Genomic DNA, 15542 nt, shown 5'->3' with positions numbered 1-15542 from the left:
GGCCGGGAATGCGAGGATGAGCCGCCATGACTGCTGGGTGGTGCTTCCGCACGACACGGGCCGCGGTGTTCGCGGCCGTCTGCGTGCTGCTCGCCGCCCTGGGGCACGTCCTGATGTCGGGCACCACGGTGCCGTGGTGGGCGCTCGGCGGCGCGACGGCGGTGGTCGGCGGCGCGGTGTGGTGCCTGGCCGGCCGGGAGCGCGGACTCCTCCTCGTCTCCTCCGCCGTACTGGCCGCCCAGACCGCGCTGCACACGTGGTTCTCGTACGCGCAGGAGCTCGCGGCCGGATCCGGATCGCCGGGCGCAGGCCCGCATCCCGTGACCCCCGTGACCTCGGCGGCGCACGCGCACCACCTCGACCACACGACGCACGGCGCTCACACGGACCACGCCGCGCACGCGGTGACCGGGGCGGGCCACACCCTTGAGGGGATGTCCTCCGCGGGCATGCTCGCCGCCCATCTGCTGGCCGCGCTCCTGTGCGGCCTGTGGCTCGCGCACGGCGAACGCGCCGCCTTCCGGATCCTGCGGGCCGTCGCCGGATGGCTGGCCGCCCCGCTGCGGCTGCCCCTCGCCCTTCCCGCGCCTCCGCACCGCCCGCGCGTCGCCGCACGCCGCGGCCGGGACGCCCGTACGCCGCGCGGGCTGCTCCTCGTGCACACGATCACCTCGCGGGGGCCGCCCACGGGAACCGCTGTCGCCTGAGACAGCCGGCTTCCCGACCCGCCCCGGGCGCCATGCCGCGCCGGGGCGGCTCGGGCACCGGGCGCACGCCGTCCTGCGCGCGCGCCCGCCACCCCCCGCCCCCACCGGATCCGTCGCGTGCTCCGCACGCCCCGGTCCGGATACCGGATGTCCGCATGCCGGAGGTCCGGATCTCCGAGAAGGACACCAGGTGATCAGTCCTGCCCTGTCTGTCGCACCCGACACCGCGCGACTCGCCGCGAGAACGGGTGACGAGAACCCCACCGCCGACGATTCGACGACCGCCTGGGCGCTGGCCGCCCGCGGCGGCGATCCGGCGGCCGTGGAGCACTTCGTCCGTGCCCTGCACAGAGACGTCCGCCACTACGTCACCTATCTGAGCGCCGACCCCCAGGCCGCCGAGGACCTGGCCCAGGACACCTTCCTGCGGGCCCTCGGCAGCCTGCACCGCTTCGAGGGGCGCTCCTCCGCCCGGACCTGGCTGCTGTCCATCGCCCGGCGCGCGGTGATCGACAGCTACCGGCACGCCTCCGCCCGTCCCCGCCCGGCCGACACCGACGACTGGCAGGCGGCGGCCGAGGGCGCCCAGCCGCGCGGACTGCCGGGTTTCGACGACGGCGTCGCCCTCGCCGAACTGCTGGACGCACTGCCCGAGGAACGCCGTGAGGCGTTCGTCCTCACCCAGCTCCTCGGCCTGCCCTACGCGGAAGCGGCAGAGCTGAGCGACTGCCCGGTCGGTACGGTCCGCTCCCGGGTGGCCCGCGCCCGCTCCTCACTCATCCGGTCGCTGCACGACGCCGAGCGGGACGAACCGGCGGGCGCGGCGGCCTGACGGGACGCCCGCGCGCGGTGGGCCACGACGGCCCGCCGCGCGGGGCAGCCACGGCGGCAGCCACGGGGCTCCGGACCGAACCGTGTCCCGGAGCCCCCGTGGCGCCGCTTGCCTCCGCGCACCACGCGCGGACGACCCGCGGACTACGCGGACGGTGTGCCGCGGCGCCTGGACCACCACACGCCGCCTGCCGCGAGCAGGGCGACGGCGGCGCCGCCACCGATCCACACGGCGGGGGACACCCCGTCGTCCTCGCTCGCGTCCTCCCCCGCCGCCCGCGACGTGGACGGCGTGCCCGTCGGATCCGGCCGCCCGCTCGGGGAGGCGTCGGCCGGCGCGGCCGTCGTGGCCGGTGCGGTGGGACTCGGGGCGACCGGCGTCGCCCCCGGTTCGGCGGGCCCGAGCTTCAGCTTCGGGGCGGGGTGGCCGTGGCCGTGCCCGTCGTCCGCCGAGTCCTCGAGCTCGACCCAGCGGTCGACGCGGCCGTCGCCGTAGGACTGGAGCGTCTTGAAGACCAGCTCACGGACGTCCGGCAACTGCCGCACGGTCACGGAGAAGTCGGCGTCCTCGCCCACGGTGAGCTCGGGACCCGAGACGGTCCAGCCGCGGCCGGTGGTGTCGAACTTCCAGCCCTTCGGGCCCTGTTCGTAGGTGATGTCGGTGGGGACGATCCCCGCCGGGAGGACCACCTCCAGCTTGGTGATTCCGGCGGCGGACGACTCGGACGCGGCGTGGAAGTCCAGGGTGACGTTCTGCGCGAGGGCACGCGCGTTCTTCCCCTTGACTTCCGTATGGGCGTTCGCCGGGCCGGCGCCGGCGACGACCGCCGCGACCAGGACCGCGCTGACGGTGGCGAGACGGCGAGCGGTGCGCGCCTTGCTGGGACGGGACACAACGGACTCCGGATGTTCGGCCCGGTGACACCGGATGGGGCGCGGGTGCCGTGCCGGGCGACAACTGAGGATCGTTCAGGCAGTCGGACGGCGCGCCCGCCGGGTTCCGGCCGGAGGATGTGGTGTGCATCACGTGGGGGTGCGGCGGCGGGTCGTGCGGCCCGGTGCGATCCGGTGGCTCAGTGGTAGGCGTGGACGACGGCGTGGCCCTTGCCGCGGCCGATCATCCACTTGTTGACCGGCGTGGTGATCACGAACGCCACGGCGAAGCCGCCGAGCAGCGCGTACCAGAACAGCCCGTCCGACAGGTGTGCGTCCATCGCTCCCGGGGTCAGCGCGATGATGCCGTTGTCGACCAGCTCCATCACCGCGATGGAGACGGTGTCGGCGGCCAGCGCGACCTTGATCGCGGCCTTCAGGGACACCCCGGCGCGCACCACCGCGAAGAGGGTGAAGGAGTAGCCGAAGACGAAGGCGAGGGCGATGGCCAGGGCCATGGTCGGCACGTTGCCCCACATCAGGGCGGTGCCGATCACCATGCCGAGGATCTCGCCGATGGCGCACCCGGTGAGGCAGTGCAGCGTCGCCTTCATCGCCGTCGCCCAGGTGGTGCCGTGGCCGTCGGGGCCGTGCCCGTGACCGTGACCGCCCCCGTGGGCGGCGTGGTCGTGCGCGGTGCCGGAGTGGTGCGTGCCGCGGTCCATGGCCCTCATCCCCATTCGACGTCCCGCAGGGCCCTGATGACCCCGATGACCCGAAGCCTATACCCCTAGGGGGTATGTTGCCAGGTGGCGGTGGCGGTGGCGGTGGCGGTGTGAGGGAAACACGCCTTGATGGGAACCCGGGCCCCAGAGTCCGCCGGGTTCACCGAGTCCACCGGAGTCCACCGTGAGGCAGGAGCGACCGTGACCGTTTCGATCAGCCGCCTGGATGCCGCAGAGCTGGGAGGCGACGGCAGCATCCTGATGCGCCAGCGCCGGGACCACGCCCGGCTCGACACGATGATGAACCGCTGGCCGGCCTGTGGTTCGGACGAGGAGCGCGACGCCCTGTGGCAGGACATCGTCCAGTTGGTGTTCAGCCACGCCTTCGCGGAGGAGACCGTCCTGTGGCCCCTCCTGCGCCGCGTGGCCTCCCACGGCGAGGAGCTCACCGGCCGCGTGGAGGAGGAGCACCAGGCGATCAACGAGCTGGTGGCCCGCGTGGAGAAGTCGCCCGGCGACCCACGGCGCTCCGAGTGGATCGAGGAGGCGTTCACCCTCGTCCGGCAGGACATCCGGGACGAGGAGGACGAGCTGCTGCCCCGTCTGCGGGACGCGTTCGGTGATCGCCGGCTCCGGCGGATCGGCGCCGCGTGGGAGGCGGTGCGGGCGACCGCGCCCACCCGCCCGCACCCCGGCGTTCCGCGGCGCCCGCCGGGCAACGCGCTGCGGGGCGTCCCCCTCAGCGTGTTCGACCGGCTGCGCGACCTCGCGCCGGTCGGCGGTCCCGCCGCCCGCCGCACCGCCCTGGTGGCCTGCGGCGCGGCAGGAGCCGCGGGCGTTCTCTTCGCCGCGGTCCATGCCGCCCGTCGTCGCGAGCACCACTGACCTCCCCCGTCGGCCCCGGCGGCCCCGTGCCGTGCCCGTCGCCCGCTGCCGCCCCCGCCGGTCAGGCGTCGCGCCCGTCGCCCGTCCGTCCGGCGCGGGAACCGGCGTAGGCGGCGTCGCGCAGCCGGCGCAGTCGCCCGGTGGGATGCAGGCCGGGCAGGGCGTGGGCGTAGGGATCGTAGGACACGGTGCCGGTGGCCGGGACCGGACGGACGGCCTCCAGGGACAGCGTGGCGAACGTGCGCCACGGCTCGCCGGAGGCGGCGGCGCGCAGGTCGAAGCGGACGGGGCCGCGGGCGAGCTGCTGCCACAGGGTCGGCAGGGCGTCCTCCGGGCCGGGGACGGGGAAGGCCGCCAGGACCCGTTCGCGGTCACCCGCCCGGTAGGACAGCAGGGTGGAGTACGGCCCGCTCAGGGGGTCGGGCCGCAGCAGCGGCAGGTGACGGCCGAGGCGGCCGGAACGGCTGGACGTGAACAGCAGGTCGAGCGGGTGGCCGGGGCCGCCCGCGTCCTCGACCCGGACGGCCAGACCCAGGCCGTCCGGCAGCGGCCGGGGCAGGCCGAGGGCCCGGGACCAGCGCACCGTCGCCGGGTAGGAGCCGGGCCGGTCCGGCCAGGACGCGCCCCAGCCGCCGTCCGCCCGGCCGGTGACGCTCAGCGTCCCCGAGCACAGCACCCCGTGGGGGTGCAGGGCCGGTGCCGAGCGCCACCGGGCCAGGCGCCCGGCGACCCGGTGAGCGGCCCACGGAACGCTCACGCGGCGCCTCGGTGGTCGGGACGGATGACGGCGCGTACGCAGCCGTCGGTCTTCTCCTTGAACATGTCGTACGCCGTGGGTGCCTCGTCCAGCGAGAGGCTGTGGGTCGCCAGGTGGGCCGTCTCGATCTCACCCGCGGCGAGCCGGTCGAGCAGCATCGGGATGTAGCGCTGGCCGTGCATCTGCGCGCCGCGCACGGTGAGCCCTTTGTTGATCACGGCACCGAGGGGGAACTTGTCGACGGCGCCCGCGAAGACCCCCAGGACGAAGACCGTGCCGCCCTTGCGGCAGGCGTGGATGGCCTGGCGTACGGCGGTGGACCGGTCGGTCTGGAGCCGCAGCTGCTGCTTGGCCTGGTCGTACAGGTGCATGGGCCCGTCGCTGTGGGCCTCCATGCCGACGGCCTCGATGCACACGTCGGGGCCGCGACCACCGGTCCGTTCGCGCAGCTCGGCGGCGACGTCGGTGGCGGTGTAGTCGAGCGTCTCGGACCCCACGTACCGCTCGGTCATGGCGAGCCGCTCGGGGATCCGGTCGATCGAGACGACCCGCTCGGCGCCCTTGAGGATCGCGGCCCTGGCGGCCATCTGCCCGACCGCGCCGCAGCCCCAGACGGCGACGACGTCACCGGGCTTCACACCGGCGAGGTCGGCGCCCATCCAGCCGGTGGGCACCGAGTCGGAGACGAACAGGGCGCTGGTGTCGTCGATGCCCTCGGGCACCTTGAACGCGCCGTAGTCGGCGAACGGGACGCGGACGTACTCGGCATGGCTGCCGCGCAGGCCGCCCATGGCGTGCGAGTAGCCGAAGATGCCGGCGGTCTCGTAGCCGAACAGGGCCTGGCCGATGCCCGGGTTGGTGTTGGTGTTGTCGCACAGGGACCACAGGTCGTTGGCGCAGTACCAGCAGCGTCCGCAGCCGACGAACGAGCAGACGACGACCCGGTCGCCGACCCGGTGCCGGCGCACGGCGGAGCCGGTCTCCACGACCTCGCCGACGAACTCGTGGCCGATGACGTCACCGGCCCGCATGCCCGGGATGTAGCCGCCGATGAGATGCAGGTCCGAACCGCAGGTGGTGCCCGCGATCAGCCGCACGACGACGTCCTGGTCGTTGCGCAGCTCCGGATCGGGGACCTGCTCGACGGACAGCTTGTTCACGCCTTCCCAGCACAGCGCCTTCACAGCACTCCCTCCCCACCGGAGCGACGGGTGAACAACTCCACCAGCTTGCCGCCGGGCGTGGGGCGGGTGGTGGGCGGCGCGTCGGGGCGCAGCACCTCGCCGGCCTCCAGCAGCGACTTGGCGTCCCGCAGCGCGCGCCGCAGCTCCTGCCGCGGGTCCCGCCCGGCCAGCCGCGCGGGCACCGAGGTGGACTCCGCGGGCACGGGTTCCCTGAACCGGGCGCCCAGTTCCGTACCGCGGTCGCCCGGTGCCGGCCGGATCCGTACGTCGATCCGGTCCGCCAGCTCGTCCAGGGGCGCCGGCGGTTTCCCTTCCGAGCCCACGTCCGCGGGAGCCCGGTTGACCGTCACGGTCAGCCAGCGATCACCCGCCCGCTCCCCGCCCTCGTGCGCCGGCCGGGCCCGCCGCACGGCCGCCGCCCCGGCGACCGCGACAGGAACGACCCACCACACCTTCCTCATCCCATACCCTCCGCTCCTCCGACCCGGAGTCGTGCCACCGTCCGGCGCCGGGTTTCCGCGGTCCGGCGGGCGAAACGGGTGACCACGACGGGGCGCTGGGGAACAGGTGGCGGGGAGTGGGAACGGACTTGAGCCCCGATACCTGGCCAGGCCACCGAGAACCCGGCCGCGGGTCAGCCCCGTCGGGCGTGGCTGACCCTTGTATCTGAGCGCCCTCGGCGGAGGTGTTCGGTCCGGGTCGGTCCGACTGCTGTCGTCGACAGGCGCGACGGCAGGTGGGAGTCGCTGGTGTCCGTCCCGTCCGTCATCGTGGACGTCAGGTGTTGATGGTGGATGTTGGACGCCTTCTCATCCAAAGCTCCAGCCGGATCGATCAGCGGAGGCCCTACCCGGCCGCCACGGCCGAAGGTGCGTCGGCGCAAGCCTTCAGCCGTCATGCCACCTGGTAGCACCTGGCGCTACCTTGGTTTTATGAGCGTTCAGCCCGAAATCACCCAACGGGATCTACGCAGCCGGTCCCGAGCAATCATGGATGCCGTACAGGGCGGCCAGTCGTTCACCGTCACCCGCGACGGACATCCGATCGGCCAGCTCGTCCCTCTGCGTCGGCGCCGTCGGTTCGTCTCCCGCCAGGAGTTCGCCGCGATGTCCAGGACCGCCCCCGGCACCGACCTCGACAGGTTCCACGCCGATCAGGACGTCACGGCCGACACCTATCCGGACGACCCGTATGACCGCTGACCGCTTGACGCATTAGCAGGGCCTCCTCGATACCAACATCATGATCTGTGCCGCTGGATGGCCCCCGAGGAGCTACCGGACGAAATGGCGATCACCCCGCACGCATAACCCGGGTGACGGTTGGATGTGGTCGGCGTTAGCGTGCGTCGGTGATCAGCAATGAGGGAGTACGCCTGGGTGCCGAGGCCGCACAGCGCCTCGCGCAGATGGACCTCTATGAGTTCGAGGCGGGGCTGACGGCAGCCGAGTTCACGCGCATTGAGCGCGAGTACGGCTTCGAGTTCGCGGACGATCACCGAGCATTCCTTGCGGCCGGACTCCCGATCAGCGTCCCTCCTGAGGACGGGCAGACCTGGTCCAGGCCCTGGCCGGAGTGGCGTGGCGGCGATGTGGACAGCTTGCGTCGACAGCTCGAGTGGCCTGTCGAGGGAGTTCTGCTCGACGTTGAGCACAACGCGTTCTGGTACGAGGGCTGGGGTGAGCGTCCAGCTGACGGAACGGCGGCACTGGAAACGGCGCGACGCCATCTGGCGGAGGCGCCGGTGGCGGTGCCCGTGTACGCCCACCGATACCTGCCCGCCGGCCGGGGAAGCTTTGGGCATCCGGTGCTCTCGATGTGGCAGACCGACGTCACCTACTACGGCGTGGACCTGGCCGACTACATGTACCTGGAATTCGACGAGGTGCGGGGCGAGGTCGACGACAGCTGGAACCCGCGAACGACGGCTCCCTTCTGGCAGGACCTTCTCTGACTCGCCGGTGATCCCGGGCAGGCGGCGGACACTTCCAACTTGGGACCGGGCCATCGCCGACCGGCTTGGGGCCGTGATCCGCGACGGCGGTGGAGAGCCTCCGGCTAGAAGACGTGGCATTCGCGTGGCATGAGTGGCACGTGTGTGGCACGGCCCCGGACACGACGAAGGGCCAGCCCGGGAGGAACACCCTCCTGAGCTGGCCCTTCTCTCTGTGCCCCCGGCAGGAGTTTCCTCTGGGCGGGGCTGTGGTCTGTGGAAAAGTCGGTGAAGGGGTCCTGAACGGTTTCCCGTCTTCCGTGGGCTGAATCCGTTCCGGGCGCCTGCAGGGAAGACCCCTTGTCGCAGGTCACGGGCGCGCAGCCAGAGAGAGACATGGACCGCGGAGGGCGTGGAGGCTTGCGCTATGCATTTGGAGGTATAAACCGTTGATTGCATGACGGAGCGCTGGGAGATCGAGATCGAACCGGAGGTTCGGGATTGGCTGGAGCTGCTTCCGTTTCGCCTCTACCGGCGGGTGGAGGACAAGGACGGACCGTCTACTGGACGAGCCGACGACGCTCGGTGAGCCGTACTCGCGGCACCTGGGTGGCAAGCTGCGTGAGCTGCGCTTCGAGTTGGACGGCGAGGCCGTGCGCATTCCGTACTGGCTCGCTCCCGGGCAGCGGATCGTTTTGCTGACGGTGTTCCGTAAGACGCGGATGCGTGAAGCGGCGGAAGTCGAGCGTGCGCATCAGGCCCAGAAGGTCTGCGAGGCCGAGCATGGTCATGCCCAGTACACCTACGAGCGGCGCAAGGAGAGCTGATGAGTCACAGCACGTGGAGGACGCGCCGGGCCCGGCAGCTTGCGGGTGAGGCGGTGGAGTACGACCAGGAGTACGTCGACGCGCGGCTGGCCGGCGATCTCGGGCAGGCGGTCTACGACCGTCGGATCGAGCTCGGCCTGTCCCAGAACGAACTGGCCGAGCGAGCCGGGATGACGCAGCCTCAGGTGTCTCGGATGGAGGGCGGCGACACTGTGCCGACGCTTCCACTGCTGCGCCGCCTGGCCAAGGCCCTGGACGGCACCTTGAACCTAACCATCGACGAGGGTAACTCCCGAGTCACCTTCACCCCGCACGCCGCCTGAAACCGAATCGCCGAAGGCCCCGGACCAAGATCGGTCCGGGGCTTTCCGCTGGTGCCCCCGGCAGGATTCGAACCTGCGACACCCGCTTCAGGAGATCCCTCTCCCCGGGCGGGGCTGCGACCTGGGAAAACGGTCACCGATACATATTTGACCTGTGGCAATGCGCCTCGCCGGTTCTCAGTCGTTCGCAGTACTTCCCGGCCTCTGTGTGCTGTAGGTGTGCCGCGGATGGTCGTCATACTGGGGCGTCGCGGGTGGGTCCGACCCGGTCGGCCGCCGTTGGGTCCCCGACGGGCCGGTGCCTGGCTGAGGCGGGTGGCGTGGCTCCCGAAGGGCTGAGCAGACGGGTCCGGACGCCGTTAACCTGGGACCAGCAGTAGCACGCGGCCCGATTCAGCGGAGGGGATGCCGATGACCACCGCCCCGAGCGAGGTTCCTCACCCGCCGCACTCGACGGCGCACCCGTTGCGGACCATCCGTGACATCCGGGAATCCCTGCCCGACGACCAGCGCAAGCACTTCGATGCGGAGCTCGCCGACACGGAGATCGAGGCTCTGCCCGAGATGGTGAACCGCTGGGTGGCCTTGAGTAACGACGGCTTCGAGGAATTCCTGCTGTCCCGGCCCTTCGAGGGCATGGAGTTCGGAGCCCGCTCCTACGACGATCAGCCGGACGCCGAGTGATCTACCTGCTCGACACGAACGTCGTCGCCGAGCTCACTGCGCGGCCCAAGCCCGACCAGCGCGTATTGACCTGGTTCCGGTCCACGGCCCGGCCCAACCGCTTCCTCAGCGTGATCACCGTGGCCGAGATCGAGGCAGGCGTGGACGCCACGGCGGACCCCGTGCGCAAGGCCCGCTACGCGCAGGCGCTCGCCGCCGTGCGGCACGAATACGCGGACGCATCGCACCGATCGGTGAACCGGAAGCAGCCGCGTACCTGAGCATCCACAAGGCGCTGAGATCAGCCGGCGCCGGCATCGACCCACCGGACGCGCTGATCGCCGCCACTGCCTTGGCCAACGGCTGGACGGTGGCCACCCGCAACATCAAGCACCTGGCCCGGACCGGCGCCCTGGTGATCAACCCATGGGAACAGTTGGTCTGACCAGGGCGTGAGGGACCGTCGGTGTGTTGTCGGAGGCCGCCCAGGGAAGTTCCTGCGCGGCCTCTGCGTCGGTGCCCCGGCAGGATTCGAACCTGCGACACCCGCTTTAGGACTTGTCCGGCCGATCATGTGACTACTCCGTGCCCGAGTCGTTCCTGTGGACATGGGGCGGGGTGATCTGAGCGATGCCGAGTGGGAAAGGCTGCGGCCTTCCTGCCGGTCTCTAACGGGCGTTGTGGCAGGTGGCGGAATCACCGGCAGGTGATCAACGGGACATCGCGGTCGACTCCACCATCGTCCGCGCCCACCAGCACGCGGCCGGCGCCCGCACCGACCCGCCGCCGGCCCCGGGAAAAAGGGGGCCGCAGGGATGGAACACCAGGACGAGACGCCGTGGCAGAGCCTGGTCACCCACCTGGTGGAGGTGGTGCTGAAGGTGAAGGACTGGGCCGCTCGCGAGGGGGCTTCACCAGCAAGCTCCACCTGAGCGCAGACGGCCGCTGCCGCCCGCTGTCCCTGATCGTCACGCCAGGACAGCGAGCCGACTGCACCCAGTTCCTGCCCGTCCTGGAGAAGATCCGCGTCCCCCGCGCCGGGCCGGGAAGACCCCGCAGGAAGCTAGACAGCCTGGCGGCTGACAAGGCATACAGCAACAGGCCATGCCGCGATTACCTGCGACGGCGGGGCATCCGGCACACCATCCCGGAGAAGTCCGACAGCCAGGGCGCCCGCCTGCGCAAAGGCTCACGCGGCGGACGGCCACCAGCCTTCGACGAGGACCGCTACAAGAGGCGCAACACCGTCGAGCGAGCGATCAACCGGCTAAAGCAGTTCCGGGCGGTCGCCGCCCGTTACGACAAGGGCAGGTACGTCTTCCTCGGCACGGCCACAGCAGCAGCCCTCGTCATCTGGCTCCGTGTCTGAGCCGGAGGATCCTCAGGACCTCGCATTGGCGGGACGCTGGTGCCCACACGGAGCCGGGTTGCCACCAGATCCGGGCAAATCAACGCGAACTTGCGGTATCGCCTCGGCAATCAGCGCGGCTGGATGTACTTCAAGCTCTTCTGACTGTAAAGAAGCTCAGCCCGTGCCCGCTGTCTCCGTCAGCTTCTCAAGTTGGGTGGTGATCACCTCGTCCGGGGCCTCACCCGCGATCTTGTGCGTGACCAGGCCCTGCCAGTTGAAGACGGCTACATTGGAGCCGCTACGTACCACCCGGTACCAGTGCGCTGTTCCCGACGACTCCCGCTTGAAGGCAAACGCCTCATCGGCCGGACCCGGGTCGGGGACAGGGAGGGCCGTGACAGTCGGGGTGAGGCCCATGTCGTCCTCGTACCCGGTGCAGCTCTTCGCCGCGTCACGGACGCGGGTGAGGAGTTTCTCTGCGTCGGCCGCCTTGGCGTAGGCGTACAGCGTGATGTCGGTGGCCTTCGTGTCCGTCTTCAGGTGGACGGAGCGGGCTGCCGCGGCGGTCGGTGCCGGTTCGGGGGAGCGCAGCCGGATGTCTTCCATGGGCTGGCAGGCCGCCGGTTTGGCCGGCTTTCCCTTGCTGCCGAGGACGGTGCCCTGCTTGAAGACGGTGAACGTGTATTCGGGCAGGTCCGCTTCGGTGACCGCCGCGTTCTCGAGGTCAGCAGCGTTCAGCGGGCCGTCGTTCGATCTTCCCGACGCCGTCCCCTTTGCCGAGTCCTCAGTCACGGCGCCGCTTCCGCAGCCGGCCAGCAGGGCCACCGCGGTAAGTGCCACCACAACAGCCTGGACTCGCCGCAGTCCGTCCACTTTCATTCCCGCTCCTTCGATACCAGCGCCCGGGCAATTGGCACCTGGGTCACATCCGGAAGAAGATGGCATAACGCGGCAGGGGTCGCGTCACTCGAAATGCGTACATTCGCTAAGCACACGGCCAGTTGGAGAACGAAACGGTCGCGGAACCCAGCAAGTGCCTCGATGGGGATCACCGTGTCCAGATGTTGGCCTGCGTGGAGGCGCAGATCATGCCGTTGTCGAATGGCTTGGACTGATACACGCAGACCGTGCACCCCGTGCGCATGCCCTTCCGTCAGGCCTCAGAGCCGAAGGGTCCTGCCTCCAGGCCGAACGAGCCTCACCGCCGGCTACCGCATGACCTGCTGCCAAGGACTATCACTACCCGCTTCCCCACGGGCGCCAGCGACAGGGCTCAAAATACCCCCGGGCGTCTCGCAGACGCCGGGGAGCACGTCATGTGCCTTGCTTCCGCCGACTTCGAAAAGGACTTAACGAGCACCATGATCGACCGTACAGCTCCTAGTAGTGCTTCGTTAGGTTCTGTGCTGTCTGCGGCGGCTTCGAGGGTTGGGCAGGGGGCGTCCGCAGGTGGTGCAGGCACCGGTCCAGCACCTCAGCAGGTCCTGAAGGGCGTCGAGGACCTGGTAGAGGGTCAGGCCGGTGTGCGGACTTTTGGGTCGAGCCGCCTGAGGGTGAGGAAAGCCTGGGCGGCGGTGACGAGGGTGACGTGGTGGTGCCAGCCGCACCAGGTGCGGCCCTCGAAGTGGTCCAGGCCCAGTCCGTGCTTGAGTTCGCGGTAGTCGTGCTCGATCCGCCAACGCATCTTCGCCCACCGCACCAGGTCAGTGACGGGGGTGCCGGCGGGCAGGTTCGATATCCAGTAGTCCGTAGGAGCCTCGTGTCCGTCCGGCCACTCGGCCAGGAGGGTCTGGGTGGGCAGGATGCCGTCCCAGCGGTTGCGGCCGCCGCCTGCTTCCTGGGCTGCGGCCAGGGACTGCTTGCCCGCAGGCCGCACTGTCAGGACCGCGAACCGTGAGGTCATCGCGCCTTTGCTGCCTTGCCGCCAGGTCACCTCGGTGAACCGGTCCTCACCGGTCTCGGCCGCGAGGACGGACACGGCTCGCGGAGGGGTGCGGTAGCGGGACAGCGTGGGCGGACCGAGCTCGCCGTAGGCAGGCTGGTGCGGCGTGACGTTCGCTGGGTGGGCGACTTCCTTGCCGGTCAGCGCGAGGACATAGGACAGCCCTCGCTCCTGGAGGCCGAGCCGGAACGGGGTACTGACCCCGTAGCCGGCATCGGCGACCACCACCGGCGCCTTCAACTGCCAGTCCTCGAGGGTGTCGAGCAGGCCGAGCGCGAGCCGCCACTTCTCCTGGTGGACGACATCGTCGGGGACTCCGGCCCGGCGGCAGCGGTCCGGGTCGTCCGCCCACTCCCGCGGCAGATACAACTCCCAGTTCAGCGGGCACGAGGTGGTGTCCGTTGCGGCATGGACGCTGACCGCGACCTGGCAGTTCGCCCGCTTGCCGACCGCCCCGCAGTACTGACGGGCCACCCCGGCCGACGCCTGTCCGCACTTGGGGAACGACACGTCGTCGATCACCCACACCTCAGGTGTGATCACCTCGGACAGCCGCTGGGCGATCCGCTGCCGCACAGGCAGCGGATCCCACGGCGACTGGTTCACGAACTGCTGCAGAGCCTGCATGTTCCCGTCCGGCAGCCGCTCGGCCATCGGCTGGATCGACTTGCGTCGGCCGTCGAGCATCAGGCCCCGCAGATAACACTCGCCCCACCGCTGCTGATCCCGCCGCGGCAACGACCCGAACACATCGGCAACGAACACCGCCAACTCGCCCCGGAGCCGTTCCACTTCCCCCAGCTTCACCCTGGGAGCCTGCCCACCACCAGCCGAGATCACTCAACGTAACGAAGCACTACTAGGAGTTCGATCCGGGCCCGCCCCGGAGGCCGTCGTCGGCAGGTGTGGCAGCCGGACAGGGATGCTGATGTACACCTTCGTCCGGCGTCGTTGATGTCACGCGTGGATGTCAGAGCGGAGCAACCCGCGCGCTCGCTGGCTCGATGAGCCAGTGGTTGACCCGGAGAGCATCAAAGCAGAGACCGTGGCGTACTTCCGAGCACTCGATGAAGCCGCCACCCAGCGGTACCACTTCCGCCACGCCGACGAGGAGGGCGGCTTGCGGTTCATCGAGGCCGTACCCGACCGCGGCGAGTTGGTCGCCATCAAGCAAGCCGAGCTGACTTCGGCCGGCCGGCTCCACCGGTACAGCTGGGAGCACCTGGAGGACGAGCACGGCGGCCTGGCAGACCAGGCGATCGACCCTGAAGAGGACCTGCTGGAGATCATTCCGACCGAAGAGTTCCAGCGGGTGTGGACGCAGTGAACACCGTCTGGTCCCGCACCGTGGTGCAGCCCTGCAAAGCAACTCGGCTGGGGACGCCAACGTGTTGACGGCATGCCGGTGGGTGCCGTCCGGTGAAGGCGCGGGTTGCCCGGCGGAAGCCGACGAGCAAGCCGAGCGAGGTGAACGTGCCCCGTCAGACCTTCTCGACCCGTACCGGACGGCCTGCGAGAAGCTCGTTCAAATCGTCGGTGTCCGAGGTGAAGACGGTCGCCTGGACTCCCTGCTCGGCTTCCCTTGCGGCCACGGCCGCCAGGACGGCGTCGATGGCGTACTTGTGCCCGTGCAGACCGGCGGTCATCAACATGTCCCGTGCCGTGGCGATCACCCGGTCGTCCGTGTGCACGATGCGGATCCGGGACAGCGCCCAGTTCCACAGTGCCTGCCTCGACGTTTCGCGAGGATCCCATGCCTCCAAGGTGGTGAGGGCCGAGGTGACGATGGGGATGTCGAGCCGCGGAGCCGCCTTGACCAGCGCGACCATCTCCCGCTCTCCTTGAATCGCCTTGGAAAGGGCCTCGGAGTCGAACACGAAGACGCGGTGTCGTGGCTGGTGCAGCTTTGCTCGGGTGGCGCGGCTCATGCGACCGCACCGGGGCGCGATCGCCGCTCGTCATGCCAACCGTCGATGGCGGCGATGCGGTCCAGCGCTGCCTGCTGCTCGTCGTCCGTCACCGGCCCGTGCTCCTCCTCGAAGCGCTCGGCCAGCTCGCGCAACCGGTCCATGGCGTCTTGATGGGCGGCGGCGGCCGCGATGTAGCCGGACACCCCTCGTGCGTCGACCCGCTCCTTGATCGACTCGACAAGCTCTTCCGGCACGGTGATGGTGATCTTCCGAGTTGCCATACTTGAAGTATGCCAGGCTCTGCGTCAGGCGACCTGACTTCCTCCGCGGCCCGGCCCGGAAGCCCCTGTCGTCTTCCTCGTTCAGGGCGCCGGCCTCTCCAGGTCACCACCAGGCGATCAGAGGTGTCGGGTTCTCCGGGCGATCGATGAAGGCCGATCTCTGACGTTCCTCCCGATGGCTCGGGCGCGTACCCGCGGACGACGTGGCGACAGCCGTCCCGCGCGGTCCTCGAAACGGCGAAGGGTCGGCCCCGGAGAAAAGCTCTCTCGAACCGGCCCTTCTGTCCGTGCCCCCGGCAGGATTCGAACCTGCGATACTCGCTTTAGGAGAGAGGTGGGGTGATCCGCAG

Annotated in this window: 18 protein-coding genes and 3 pseudogenes; 12 read left to right on the top strand and 9 right to left on the bottom strand. The window is 70.3% G+C overall.

Features of this window, described 5'->3' with window-relative positions:
* Positions 1-26: 26 nt before the first annotated feature.
* Both IE118_RS31295 and IE118_RS31290 read left to right on the top strand, forming a co-directional pair.
* Positions 27-707, top strand: a complete 681-nt coding sequence (locus tag IE118_RS31295) for a hypothetical protein (protein WP_189561476.1) — start codon at positions 27-29, stop codon at positions 705-707.
* A 190-nt stretch (positions 708-897) separates the two neighbouring features.
* The gene (locus tag IE118_RS31290; protein ID WP_189561475.1) at positions 898-1539 is read left to right on the top strand and encodes a sigma-70 family RNA polymerase sigma factor; all 642 of its coding nucleotides are present in this window, start codon (positions 898-900) and stop codon (positions 1537-1539) included.
* 143 nt (positions 1540-1682) lie between these two features.
* On the opposite strand, the gene IE118_RS31285 is transcribed toward IE118_RS31290, so the two are convergent.
* Both IE118_RS31285 and IE118_RS31280 read right to left on the bottom strand, forming a co-directional pair.
* The gene (locus IE118_RS31285; protein WP_189561474.1) at positions 1683-2432 is read right to left on the bottom strand and encodes a DUF1775 domain-containing protein; all 750 of its coding nucleotides are present in this window, start codon (positions 2430-2432) and stop codon (positions 1683-1685) included.
* Between the two features lie 179 nt (positions 2433-2611).
* The gene (locus IE118_RS31280) at positions 2612-3136 is read right to left on the bottom strand and encodes a DUF4396 domain-containing protein (protein WP_189561473.1); all 525 of its coding nucleotides are present in this window, start codon (positions 3134-3136) and stop codon (positions 2612-2614) included.
* 201 nt (positions 3137-3337) lie between these two features.
* Here IE118_RS31280 and IE118_RS31275 point away from each other — a divergent pair, with 201 nt between their 5' ends.
* Positions 3338-4021 carry a hemerythrin domain-containing protein gene (locus IE118_RS31275; RefSeq protein ID WP_308431861.1) on the top strand — a complete coding sequence of 228 codons (684 nt, stop codon included), beginning with the start codon at positions 3338-3340 and terminating at the stop codon, positions 4019-4021.
* A gap of 61 nt (positions 4022-4082) precedes the next feature.
* Here the strand turns inward: IE118_RS31275 and IE118_RS31270 are convergent, their stop codons facing one another.
* The 3 genes from IE118_RS31270 to IE118_RS31260 are packed head-to-tail and all read right to left on the bottom strand — an operon-like array spanning position 4083 to position 6423.
* The gene (locus IE118_RS31270; protein ID WP_189561471.1) at positions 4083-4778 is read right to left on the bottom strand and encodes a catalase family protein; all 696 of its coding nucleotides are present in this window, start codon (positions 4776-4778) and stop codon (positions 4083-4085) included.
* Entirely contained in the window at positions 4775-5962 is a 1188-nt protein-coding gene (locus IE118_RS31265; RefSeq protein WP_189561470.1) for a zinc-dependent alcohol dehydrogenase, read from the bottom strand. The genes IE118_RS31270 and IE118_RS31265 overlap by 4 nt, the downstream gene beginning before the upstream one ends.
* Positions 5959-6423 (bottom strand): hypothetical protein, encoded by a 465-nt coding sequence (locus tag IE118_RS31260; RefSeq protein WP_189561469.1) that lies wholly within the window; start codon positions 6421-6423, stop codon positions 5959-5961. The genes IE118_RS31265 and IE118_RS31260 overlap by 4 nt, the downstream gene beginning before the upstream one ends.
* 471 nt (positions 6424-6894) lie before the next feature.
* Here IE118_RS31260 and IE118_RS31255 point away from each other — a divergent pair, with 471 nt between their 5' ends.
* The 8 genes and pseudogenes from IE118_RS31255 to IE118_RS31225 all read left to right on the top strand — a co-directional run bounded on the left by IE118_RS31255 (position 6895) and on the right by IE118_RS31225 (position 11077).
* The gene (locus tag IE118_RS31255) at positions 6895-7164 is read left to right on the top strand and encodes a type II toxin-antitoxin system Phd/YefM family antitoxin (protein WP_189561468.1); all 270 of its coding nucleotides are present in this window, start codon (positions 6895-6897) and stop codon (positions 7162-7164) included.
* Between the two features lie 149 nt (positions 7165-7313).
* Complete coding sequence (locus IE118_RS31250; RefSeq protein WP_189561467.1) at positions 7314-7916, top strand: hypothetical protein; 603 nt, start codon at positions 7314-7316, stop codon at positions 7914-7916.
* Positions 7917-8352: 436 nt separating this feature from the next.
* Positions 8353-8722: pseudogene (locus tag IE118_RS31245) on the top strand (type II toxin-antitoxin system RelE/ParE family toxin).
* The gene (locus tag IE118_RS31240; protein ID WP_189561466.1) at positions 8722-9045 is read left to right on the top strand and encodes a helix-turn-helix domain-containing protein; all 324 of its coding nucleotides are present in this window, start codon (positions 8722-8724) and stop codon (positions 9043-9045) included. The pseudogene IE118_RS31245 and the gene IE118_RS31240 overlap by 1 nt, the downstream one beginning before the upstream one ends.
* 411 nt (positions 9046-9456) lie before the next feature.
* Positions 9457-9729 carry a hypothetical protein gene (locus tag IE118_RS31235; protein ID WP_189561465.1) on the top strand — a complete coding sequence of 91 codons (273 nt, stop codon included), beginning with the start codon at positions 9457-9459 and terminating at the stop codon, positions 9727-9729.
* Positions 9726-9989, top strand: coding sequence for a PIN domain-containing protein (locus tag IE118_RS34270; protein WP_229847032.1), 264 nt, complete (start codon positions 9726-9728; stop codon positions 9987-9989). Before IE118_RS31235 ends, IE118_RS34270 begins: the two co-directional genes overlap by 4 nt.
* Positions 9938-10051 (top strand): annotated as a pseudogene (locus tag IE118_RS34265) (type II toxin-antitoxin system VapC family toxin); the annotation flags it as partial. The gene IE118_RS34270 and the pseudogene IE118_RS34265, both read left to right, overlap by 52 nt.
* Before the next feature lie 265 nt (positions 10052-10316).
* A pseudogene (locus IE118_RS31225) lies at positions 10317-11077 on the top strand (IS5 family transposase).
* Positions 11078-11233: 156 nt separating this feature from the next.
* Here the strand turns inward: IE118_RS31225 and IE118_RS31220 are convergent.
* Both IE118_RS31220 and IE118_RS31215 read right to left on the bottom strand, forming a co-directional pair.
* Positions 11234-11938 (bottom strand): hypothetical protein, encoded by a 705-nt coding sequence (locus tag IE118_RS31220; protein ID WP_189561464.1) that lies wholly within the window; start codon positions 11936-11938, stop codon positions 11234-11236.
* Positions 11939-12572: 634 nt separating this feature from the next.
* A complete protein-coding gene (locus IE118_RS31215) occupies positions 12573-13808 on the bottom strand; it encodes an IS701 family transposase (protein WP_189561463.1) in 1236 nt (411 codons plus the stop codon).
* A gap of 238 nt (positions 13809-14046) precedes the next feature.
* Here IE118_RS31215 and IE118_RS31210 point away from each other — a divergent pair, with 238 nt between their 5' ends.
* Positions 14047-14328 (top strand): hypothetical protein, encoded by a 282-nt coding sequence (locus tag IE118_RS31210; RefSeq protein ID WP_229847031.1) that lies wholly within the window; start codon positions 14047-14049, stop codon positions 14326-14328.
* A 154-nt stretch (positions 14329-14482) separates the two neighbouring features.
* On the opposite strand, the gene IE118_RS31205 is transcribed toward IE118_RS31210, so the two are convergent.
* Both IE118_RS31205 and IE118_RS31200 read right to left on the bottom strand, forming a co-directional pair.
* Positions 14483-14929: a hypothetical protein gene (locus IE118_RS31205; RefSeq protein ID WP_189561461.1), complete on the bottom strand. Its 447-nt coding sequence runs from the start codon at positions 14927-14929 to the stop codon at positions 14483-14485.
* A complete protein-coding gene (locus tag IE118_RS31200; protein ID WP_189561460.1) occupies positions 14926-15192 on the bottom strand; it encodes a hypothetical protein in 267 nt (88 codons plus the stop codon). Before IE118_RS31200 ends, IE118_RS31205 begins: the two co-directional genes overlap by 4 nt.
* Between the last annotated feature and the right edge of the window lie 350 nt (positions 15193-15542).

Source organism: Streptomyces pilosus (assembly GCF_014649835.1).
GTDB classification, from domain to species: domain Bacteria; phylum Actinomycetota; class Actinomycetes; order Streptomycetales; family Streptomycetaceae; genus Streptomyces; species Streptomyces pilosus.
This window is presented reverse-complemented; position numbering and strand designations above follow the sequence as displayed.